Genomic DNA, 9,596 nt, shown 5'->3' on the forward strand with positions numbered 1-9,596 from the left:
TGCCATGGGAGTCAACCTGAATGGTGGGCCTTCTTCTGTCTCTCCCAAAGACAGTTCCCCCAAACTACAACACCCCACTGAAGGGAAAAGTTCACACCACAAAGTTACTGTTCAAACGGGAAAGCAAATTGTTGGAGTCAAACTTCAGCTTGCCACCCAGGGACAGAAAGCCCTTCATGAAAGAGCCACTACTCTTGCGGAAGTTCGTGATACCTGGCTTTTAGAGAGGGGGTCTGGGATTAGTAAAAAAAGTACTGCTATAGCCTCAGATCTTGTGAAAAGTTCAGCCGGTGTCGATAAAAAAGAGCAGAAACTCAATGAAGCCATAGTTGAGTACAAGCAGGCTGCTGCAAGGTTTGAAGCCAAACTTGAACAGCAAGCACCAGATAAGGAACTCAAGAGTTCTCAGAAAAAACTGGAAAATACTGAGAAAAGGGTCGTTAAAGCCGGAGCCGACCTTAATCAGGAACTAACGGCGTTAGAAAAAATTGTTCAGGAAGCTGGTGCTCACAAAGGTAAAACACGCTCTGTGCTACGTAAATTATTCGACCCCCCACCTGATAAATGGTTCGGGAAGCAGGATAAAGCTGTTCTCGAGATTCGTCAGCAGGAATTGGAGCTTCTGTCGAAAGATTTTCGGGGGCAACTGAGCCTGGCGCAGGGTAAACAAGGTAGTGAAAGTGAGGTCAGGCTACTGAAGCAGCAGCTGAGTGAGCTAAGTACCTCCAGCAAAAAACTGCATACCAGAATTGGTAAAAACAAGAAATTTCATCAAGGCGTCGTTGCCGGTAAAAAGTCAGAAAAATTAGTAGAAACGCTGAAATCCAGGCATGCAGACTTTCGGGCTGCTATCAAAGAATTGGGAGCAAGTCGTACTCTTCTCGATCAGGCTATCCGTACTGATGCAGGGACAGAAAGCGATAAAACGTTCCGAAAGCAGGCTGAGAGTCGTCACAAACAGGCTGAAACAAATGTCAGTGAAGCGGCTAAAAAGCTAAGACAGGCAGAAAATAATTACATATCTGAGCTGAGAAAAGACAGGAACGCTGCTGAGTCAAAGGTAAAGAAGGAGTCAAAGGCTGCAGCACAGGAATCAAAGAAGAAAGAAGTTCAGGTGAGCTCCATCAAGAGGGGGAAGACGGAAAAATCAACTTCTCGGCAGGAATATTCGCAAGCAACTGTACTGGAACCTAAGGCTAAAGCTGATAATCAAAAAAGCATACAGCCAAAAGTTAAACCAGCAGAAGAGCCACTCAAGCCTCAGGATGCACCAAAACATTCAGCACCGAACACTATAAAAGACTTGGAGAAACATTTGCTGGCAGGACATGAACCCAGAGTGAAGGCACTGCTTGGCAGGGTGTCTGGACATGTTCAGGCGATGAAAACACCTGAGGATGTCATCAAACAGCGAGAGTATTTGGATGGAAGTAAGGCTTTACCTGAAGTTTCAAAAACAATCCTGATGAGAATGATGAACAGAAAAATAATGTCACTTATGCAAAACCCTGACTTTGCGATAAAAACTGGTAGCGGGTTTGTTGACGATACCGTTTACGGGCGGCAGGCTCAGGAAAAAATCAGCCTTGTCCGTCTGGATGCTCGAGTTAAACGGCCGCTGCGCTAGCAGCTAGTCTGATTATTAGGGTTGGGAAGCAATCTGGTTGAAGGGAATCAGTAATGGGTTATATGGGACAAGATCCTCAAGGAACAGGGGGCGTACAGGTAACGGTTTATGGCCCCGCTGCACCTTTACCTCCCGATATTGCTGCTCAGGTTCAGTTTGCCAACCATTTGGTTCAGGTAGCCAGCCAGTTTCAGGTAATGGCTCCCACTCTACAGCCTTTACCTTTTGGATATCCTGCCAGAGGCTTGGCTGATTACGGAATTCAGCAGGTTTCTCCACAGCCAAACATGTATGTGAACCCAGCGAATTACCAGCACGCTGGATACAATGCTTACTCAGGCCAGGCTTTCAACTACGAGCCTCCACCACCTTATCCGCCGCCACAGCAGTTTTCTCAAAACTCTCATGTATCGACACAATATCAGCATTACTCTCCCAAAGAGGTGGTTTCGCAGTCGGCTCACCAGGTTAAACAGCCAGAACCTGCCTCTCCCCAAAAGCTTGATTTGTTACAGGTTGCTGGTGAACAAAAGTATCCTGAAGCCACCGTTTTTTCGGGAAACAAAACAGATGATGTTTCCAGTTCTGTAACTGGTGAGAATACTGACAGCGTTAAGCTAGAGCCGTCCCCTGGCAGGGCTAAAAAATTCGCTCTTTGGATAAAAGGTATCTTATCCCGGGATAAGAAAAGCGAAATCAGTTCTGCATCAGCTAAAGCTGCAGATAGTAAGAATAAAGGACAGGAACCAGTACCATCTCATGAAGGTGGAAACAAAACTGCACCGCATAAAATTGATACACAGGAAAAAGCTTCATCGAGTTTGGAATCGAAAGCAGAAGTCAGTACTAAGAAGAAAGGACCACCCAGGCCTCCACCCCCTGTGCCAAAACAGGCAGGCAATAGCAATACTGTACGGCCTAATGTTGATGAGCCTGCAAAAGGTATATCGGAAGTGGAGGTGGAAGAGCACGGTGGCACGAAGTCAAAAAGGAAAGGCCCTTCCAGGCCACCACCACCTCCCCCTTCAAGCGTACAGGCAACAACCGCAAATGCGGCTACATCAAGTTCACAAACTGAAACTGGCAATAAAAAGCCGGTAAGTGAGCCGCTTTACAGCACCGTTAATAAACAGAGACCCAGAACAGGAAGCGATGGTAAGGTGAGAAGAGCTCCTCCGAAGCCCCCACCTTATCAGCCGAAGGAAAATAGAGTTATCCAACAAGAGCCAACAGGAAACAAACAGGCCCGTCAGCTAGCTTCAGATTCTGTCAGAGAACAACTTCAGTCTGAGAGTCTGAATTCTGTATCAGAGAATGATTATGAAATCGTAGATTCAGAGCCTCTTGCTCAACCCACCAAAAGTCTTGCCGAGCAGTTATCTAAAGGACAGAAAAAAGCGACTCATTTCGCTAATAAGTATCAGGGTTTGCGGCTTGCAATGGAGGAATACACCAGCAAAGGTGTTGAAGTGGGGAAAAAGTTTAAACCCCAAGAAGATTCTGAAAGAGCCAAGAAGTTGGCTCTTGCGAATGGGTCTTTTGCATTTGGGGAGTATGCCTCCCAGCTTCAAAACCTAAAAACAGCTTCTGACGATATTTCCAAACTTCTAAAGGATATTAAGAAGTTTGATCAAGGTATCGAAGCAAAACTTCTGAAAGAGGGAGATGTCGCTCTACCTCAATGGTATTCAGAGATGAAGGACCAGGTTCAAAAGTTTGAAATGTTACAGGCCGCATTAGTCGAACATATTAGTTCGACAAGATTAGCCCGAGCGTCAGCAACTAACAGGGAATATCTGGATGTAAGAGCTGCCAAAAGCTGGTTGGCCAGTAATAGCATACTCAAGGGCGCTGTAGACCTTGCCAGTGGTAAAAATAGTTAAGACCAGGGAGGTCTCAATAGTGCTGCAAATCATTAAGAGTCTATGGAATTACGGCAGTGGTGAAACTGCTGAAGCACTCGCCCAAAATCAAAAGAATAATGATGAAGTTGAGAGTAAAGATACAAGACTTGATAGTAGGTACCTCAGATATGATGCCAATCTGAATAGAAGTTCAGGTAAGAGCATTTTTGACAGAAAAATCAGTGGGTTTGATAAAGCGACTTACCAGATAGAACTTATCAGTCGTATTTACAATGCTGATTCAGATGCGCAACTCAACGAACTCCAGAATGATATTAATAATGCAGGCTTTGATAGGCAAAACCGTGAGATCGTGGAAAGCCTCCTTCAAGAGCGTCGAGAAAACCTTCAACGAAGCCAGTCAGTTTAGATAAATCCAACAGGAAGCTGTTTTTCAAGTGTTTTTGGTCTTATTCTGAGAGCCGTACAGCAGGGCTAATAAACCTGCGGCATGTATCGGGAGGAATTATGACCAGAAACGTTGCCGTTATTCTGTCCGGGTGCGGAGTCTATGATGGCTCTGAAATCTATGAATCTGTTCTAACTCTGCTCCGCCTTGATCAGAATGGGGCCAGTTATCAGTGTTTTGCTCCTGATGATGATCAACACCATGTTGTTAATCACACCAACGGTGAAGAACTGCAGGAAAGCCGCAATATGCTGGTGGAAGCAGCTCGCCTTGCCCGCGGTGAAATCAAGCCTGTCACTGAGCTTTCCTGTGATGATTTTGACGCTTTGATTCTTCCCGGAGGTTTCGGGGCTGCAAAAAACCTTTGTGATTTTGCTTTTAAGGGCAGTGATCTGACTGTCCGTGATGATGTTATGAAGTCAGTCCAGGCTTTTCACAGTGCGGGTAAGCCCGTCGGTTTGATGTGTATTGCTCCGGCTATGGCTGGAAAGCTGTTTGGTCAAGGTGTGCAGTTCACTATTGGAGATGACCCTGATACTGCTAAAGCCGTTGAAGCAACAGGTGCCGAGCATGTGAACTGTCCGGTTCATGATGTTGTAGTCGATACCAAAAACAAACTTGTGACTACACCAGCCTATATGTTGGCAGGAAGTATCAGTGAAGCGGCCTCAGGAATAAGCCGCCTCGTGGATAAGGTACTAGAGTTAAGCTGACAGAAAATGCCACGGACAGAGTTCGGGGCAAAAAGGTTCTAATCTTCTTCAGGCATTTGTTTGGGCAGCAGAACAAATAGTTTGCCACCTGCATTCTGATGACCGGCTTTTCGTGCAGCTTCTTCTCCTGCGCCAAAGAAAATATCAGCACGGGCCTGGCCGCGGATAGCAGAACCGACATCCTGTGCAACCATGGCCCGAGCAAAGGGTTGATCATCTGCTGTCAGGGTTGTGCTGAGCCATAAAGGTGTTCCCAAAGGAATAACACGATCATCAACAGCGGCACTGTGTTCAGGTATAAGCTTGGTTCCCTGTGCGCCAAGTGGCCCTGGCTTGTTTAACTTAGAGAAGAAGATAAAGTCAGGATTTGTATAAAGGACTTCGTCCATTCTATCGGGGTTGTCCTCAAGCCATTGCCGTATGCTTTGCATGGATACTTTTTCCAGAAGGCCATTTCTTTTCAGATACCGGCCGATGGCAAAATATTCATGTCCATTTCTACCAGAGATTCGCACTTCAACCTGCTCGCCGGTATCCAGTTCTATAGTTCCTGAGCCCTGAATCTGTAGGAAAAAACGATCCACACGATCATCAAGCCAGAAAAGCACATCGTTGTCATAGTCACCGGCTGTTGCACGGCGGTTGATGCCTTGTCGGTCTTCATAAGGAACCAGCCAGCCATTCTTGGCTTTACCGGCTTTCATTCTGTGAGGTTTGGTTTTATCTGTACGCTCAAGATCAAAGTCCTGAGGGTTGAAGAAGACAAGATCATCAGGAACATCCAGTAGCGGAATGGCATATCGCTCTGAACGGGTGCGGCTGCCGTGCAGAAGGGGAGTGAAGTATCCGGTAAACAGCCCTTTCTCCCAGGGAGCAACCTGATAAACAGTTAACGCGGTTTCAAAAAAATGGGGCAGCGCATCATCTTCAGGAGTATCCAGCGCATCACAGATACGATGCCATTGTTCGTAGGTACCAAACCGAATGTCCGGGTTAACAGGGCCTGTACGTTTTAAATAGACCGGGCAGCTTTCCTGCAGGGCAGTTTTCAGGCCGACAGCTTGTGTCTGGTTCCAGCCATTGAGCTCGCTGAAAGAGGAAGGCTGAAAGACATCCTTTGACTGGAATAGGCTGCAGCCGGAGAGAAGGCTGAGTACCAAGACTGGAAAAATGAAAGAAAACTGTCTGATAGTAATTTTCATGGCAGAGCTGATAGGCCATTAATTATTGGAAAAGGTTTTTTATCCATACAGATAATATTAAAAGATATTGCTTTTCTAATAACCTGAAAAGTGAGTGTTGTGTAAATAAAGGGGTTGTCTGGATACATTGAGTGACAAAACTCAGGTGATCTGCTGCAATGTGCGGGCAAAGTTAAGGTGTCATTAAACTGGGCAGTTAATAATAAAAGAGGATGTATGAGCATCTACGATTTTTCTGCTGAGACGATCAGAGGGAAAACAGTTTCTCTGGAGCAGTACCGTGGAAAGGTGCTGATAATTGTTAATACAGCCAGCAAGTGCGGTTTCACTCCCCAATACAAAGGGCTGGAAAAGCTCTATACCAAGTTCAAGGATGATGGTTTGGTCATTCTCGGGTTTCCCTGCAATCAGTTTGGCCAGCAGGAGAAAGGGGATAATTCAGAAATCAGTGAATTCTGTGAGATCAACTACGGTGTGACATTCCCGATGTTTGCCAAGGTTGAAGTCAATGGTGAAAACGCCCACCCGTTGTTCAAGTACTTGAAAGATGAAGCACCAGGCCTGCTTGGAACAAAGGGAATTAAGTGGAACTTCACCAAGTTCCTGGTGGATGCTGAGGGTAATGTGGTTGAGAGGTTTGGACCAAAAGACAGCCCGGACAGTATTCGTCAGCCTATGCGTCGCCTATTGAAAGCGCGGGATATGGCAAACGCCTGATCAAAGTAAATGGCAGCAGGGTATGCCTGCTGCCATCGATAACGGTTAGGCAGGAGCGCCTTCGTTAGCTTCATGGATACTTGCCTGACGGGCGATTTCCTGATCAATGAAGTACAGACCTTTACCTTCTGCACCAATCATCTTCACTTTATCGAGGATAGAGTTAAACAGCTTTTCTTCTTCGTGCTGTTCAGCAACATACCACTGCAGGAAGTTGAAAGTGGAGTAGTCCTGGGTTGTGAAAGCCAGGTGTACCAGTTCGTTGATCTTGCTGGTGACCAGCTTTTCGTGATCAAGGATCTGGGTGAAGATATCTTCAACGCCTTCGTAATGGCTTGCAGGAGCTTCAATTCCACCAATAACAGCCATAGCACCGGTTTCATTCACGTAGTTGAACAGCTTCTGCATGTGCCCCATTTCTTCAACAGCATGAGCGCGCAGGAACTCAGCACAGCCATCCAGACCTTTGTACTCACACCAGGAACTCATCTGCAGATAGATGTTGGAAGAGTAGAATTCCAGGTTGATCTGATCGTTAAGGCTTTTGATCATCTGTTCGCTGAGCATTTTGATCTCCTTGATTGATGCCGGTGCTGCCGGGATATTTTACAGTTATACAAAAAGTGGCAGCTGTAAAAAATCCGCAAGTCCAAAAAAAGCCAATCCTGCACCTTTTGTCTTGAGTTGTCACGCTGGATTCAAGCAATACATGACTTTCATGACGAGTATTGTGTCCTGTTTCAGTTTTATGGTGCCTAGAATGTTAATGACAGCATGCTTGTGGATTTCTCAGCCAGATATTTCGACCTGGAACCAAAAGAAAGGGTTCAGATTCATATCAAGAGCGCTGACCAGATCAAAATCAAAGATATAAATATTAATCCATGGTGGTTTAGCGCAGGTATAAGAATGAAGTTTTTAACTGTTGCATGACAGACTACAAAGCCAGGCATAGGAGGGGCCCAAGCCTGACTCTGCTTAAATTTTCCCAGATCCTATCTATCTGCCGGGAAAACAACTTTTGTCTGTTTCCTGATATCGGTAAGAAGCCTGGCTACTGTCAGGGAATTCTGCAGATATTGCTCCGAAGACTTTCTGCCATCAATCAGATCTGCAAAAACCTGAGCTTCATAAAACATGGTGTTGTTTTCCTGATGCAGTGTCAGATTGAGTTTAGTGGCATTCTTCTTGTAGAGAGTGACTTCCTGACATTCGGAAACCTGTTTAATGACAAGGCTTCCTGCTTCACCCTGAATTTCGCTGGGAACAAAAGAATCACTGACTTTCGAATGCTGCAGAATCACGTCCATATCCGAATAGTGCAGAACGACTGAACCATGTGCATCAACACCTGACTCAAGAAGGTGGGCGCTGGCAGAGACTTTCTTGGGTTCTCCCCAGAGTGCTACGGCTGTACTCAGACAGTAAAACCCGATATCCATAATCGATCCGTTGGAAAAAGCTGGATTAAAGGTATTGGGATTTTCTCCGTCCAGGTAGCGCTGGTAGCGGGAAGAGTACTGGCAGTAATTCAAATGCGCCTTGTGAACCTTTCCAAGCGCCGGAAGTGCTTTTTGCACCTGGTAGAAATTCGGCAGGTGGCAGGTTTTGAATGCCTCAAAAAGAATTGCGTTGTTATTCCGTGCTGCTGCAACCATACGTTCGGCTTCCTTCAGGTTAGAAGCCACTGGTTTTTCACAGATCACATGCTTGCCGTGATTGAGAAACAGGCAGCTCTGCTGGCAGTGCATGGAATTAGGGCTGGCGATATATACGGCATCAATCAGATCTGACTGAGCCATATGCTCCAAATTATCAAATATATAGAGAGCCTTATGCTCTCCTGCAAACTCTCTTGCCCGGTCAATGTCTCGGGAATAAACACCCATTAGCTGGAACCGGTCTGTAGCCTTTGCCGCTTCGATAAACGAGCTGGAAATCCAGCTGGTGCCGATAACAGCGTAACGTATCATGAAGCCTCCCTGCGATCAGAAAAGGATAAGCTTGGGTGTTCGGAAATGTTAACTGAGCTTTACCTTCCCTGTTTTAGAGTAAAGACGACATGACTTCTATCAACTTTTTTAACCTTGCCGGGTGGTGTTTGCCACTTTCTTTGAGCCAAGTAGATAGTTTCAGAAACCGGTTCAGACAAAGCGTGGCTGGAAATAAGTTTCTGTTCTGGAAAAGCAGCAACCGCATGATCTATATGGAAGATTTATTCGGTAATATTGTAGAGATCTACAGTCACAGCTATGAGCCGACATACTCTGCGGGTGCTTACTAAGTTTGTAAGCGATAAATACTCCACATATAGAAACTATTTTTTAACCATTAAGGCAGTGCAACTGACATTTTGAAATAATCCAGTTCTCTCTGCTGTCTTATTACTCCCAGAGCCAGATGTCTATTGCAACGGATATCAATCATTTATACACAGGTGTGTATTCAATAAATATACACAAGATGCCTTGCAACCTACTAATGTGCTGAGAATGGGAGGGAATAAAAATGGAGGGGAGAAAACTTAATCCAAATGCACCTGTCTTTACCCCGCAGGCTATGTTGCCAAAGCATGAACAAAAGATGGCAATACCAAAACACGGATCTATTTCTCAAATCCCAAATGCTCAACCTTTTATTTCCTGGCAAGGTGCAGAACCGCCACCTGCGCTTGTTGGGTTTGATTTTCAAGTAATTTACCCGCATCAAACAGAAATAAATAAAGCCTTTGCTTTGTTAAAAGCCAAGCCTTCTAAGCCAAAGGAAGCAGAACAGATCTTTCGCAAATTTATAAACAATGACCAGTATGAGGAAACCGCCACAGTTGGCCTTGCGCGTTCACTGCTTAAGCAGGGTGGAAATCAATATTGTAGAGAAGCTGAAAAAATACTGAGAGACCTCAAGAGCAAGGGCAATAATAGAAAAGTAGGTGATGAAGATCTTTCCAATGTTAATGATCTAGACATGACCCTTGTCAGAGCTCTTGAAGCATCAAGACAATACTTATCAGCCCAAAAGCTGCTG

General features: G+C 45.4%; 10 protein-coding genes and 1 pseudogene. 7 read left to right on the forward strand and 4 right to left on the reverse strand.

The window, feature by feature from the left end; all coding sequences use genetic code 11:
- The first annotated feature begins 4 nt into the window (after positions 1–4).
- Complete coding sequence (locus tag M3P05_RS15270) at positions 5–1,627, forward strand: coiled-coil domain-containing protein (RefSeq protein WP_249700789.1); 1,623 nt, start codon at positions 5–7, stop codon at positions 1,625–1,627.
- A gap of 15 nt (positions 1,628–1,642) precedes the next feature.
- On the opposite strand, the gene M3P05_RS15275 is transcribed toward M3P05_RS15270, so the two are convergent.
- Complete coding sequence (locus M3P05_RS15275; protein ID WP_249700791.1) at positions 1,643–1,906, reverse strand: hypothetical protein; 264 nt, start codon at positions 1,904–1,906, stop codon at positions 1,643–1,645.
- A 227-nt stretch (positions 1,907–2,133) separates the two neighbouring features.
- Between M3P05_RS15275 and M3P05_RS15280 the strand changes: the two genes are divergently transcribed.
- From M3P05_RS15280 to elbB, 3 genes are all read left to right on the forward strand, one after another.
- Complete coding sequence (locus tag M3P05_RS15280; protein ID WP_249700793.1) at positions 2,134–3,510, forward strand: hypothetical protein; 1,377 nt, start codon at positions 2,134–2,136, stop codon at positions 3,508–3,510.
- 19 nt (positions 3,511–3,529) lie between these two features.
- Positions 3,530–3,901 (forward strand): hypothetical protein, encoded by a 372-nt coding sequence (locus M3P05_RS15285; RefSeq protein WP_249700795.1) that lies wholly within the window; start codon positions 3,530–3,532, stop codon positions 3,899–3,901.
- Between the two features lie 98 nt (positions 3,902–3,999).
- On the forward strand, positions 4,000–4,653 hold the full coding sequence (gene elbB / locus M3P05_RS15290; protein ID WP_249700797.1) for an isoprenoid biosynthesis glyoxalase ElbB: 654 nt from the start codon (positions 4,000–4,002) through the stop codon (positions 4,651–4,653).
- A gap of 38 nt (positions 4,654–4,691) precedes the next feature.
- On the opposite strand, the gene mltA is transcribed toward elbB, so the two are convergent.
- Entirely contained in the window at positions 4,692–5,855 is a 1,164-nt protein-coding gene (gene mltA / locus M3P05_RS15295; protein WP_249700799.1) for a murein transglycosylase A, read from the reverse strand.
- Positions 5,856–6,071: 216 nt separating this feature from the next.
- Here mltA and M3P05_RS15300 point away from each other — a divergent pair, with 216 nt between their 5' ends.
- Positions 6,072–6,572, forward strand: coding sequence for a glutathione peroxidase (locus M3P05_RS15300; protein WP_249700801.1), 501 nt, complete (start codon positions 6,072–6,074; stop codon positions 6,570–6,572).
- A 45-nt stretch (positions 6,573–6,617) separates the two neighbouring features.
- On the opposite strand, the gene ftnA is transcribed toward M3P05_RS15300, so the two are convergent.
- Both ftnA and M3P05_RS15310 read right to left on the reverse strand, forming a co-directional pair.
- Positions 6,618–7,139, reverse strand: a complete 522-nt coding sequence (ftnA, locus tag M3P05_RS15305; protein WP_249700803.1) for a non-heme ferritin — start codon at positions 7,137–7,139, stop codon at positions 6,618–6,620.
- A gap of 428 nt (positions 7,140–7,567) precedes the next feature.
- Complete coding sequence (locus M3P05_RS15310) at positions 7,568–8,545, reverse strand: Gfo/Idh/MocA family protein (protein ID WP_249700805.1); 978 nt, start codon at positions 8,543–8,545, stop codon at positions 7,568–7,570.
- A gap of 221 nt (positions 8,546–8,766) precedes the next feature.
- Between M3P05_RS15310 and M3P05_RS15315 the strand changes: the two are divergent.
- Positions 8,767–8,856 (forward strand): annotated as a pseudogene (locus M3P05_RS15315) (glyoxalase); the annotation flags it as partial.
- 224 nt (positions 8,857–9,080) lie between these two features.
- The coding region (locus tag M3P05_RS15320) for a hypothetical protein (RefSeq protein ID WP_249700807.1) at positions 9,081–9,596 on the forward strand (516 nt) is incomplete at its 3' end.

The organism is Parendozoicomonas callyspongiae, assembly GCF_023502345.1.
Lineage (GTDB): Bacteria > Pseudomonadota > Gammaproteobacteria > Pseudomonadales > Endozoicomonadaceae > Sansalvadorimonas > Sansalvadorimonas callyspongiae.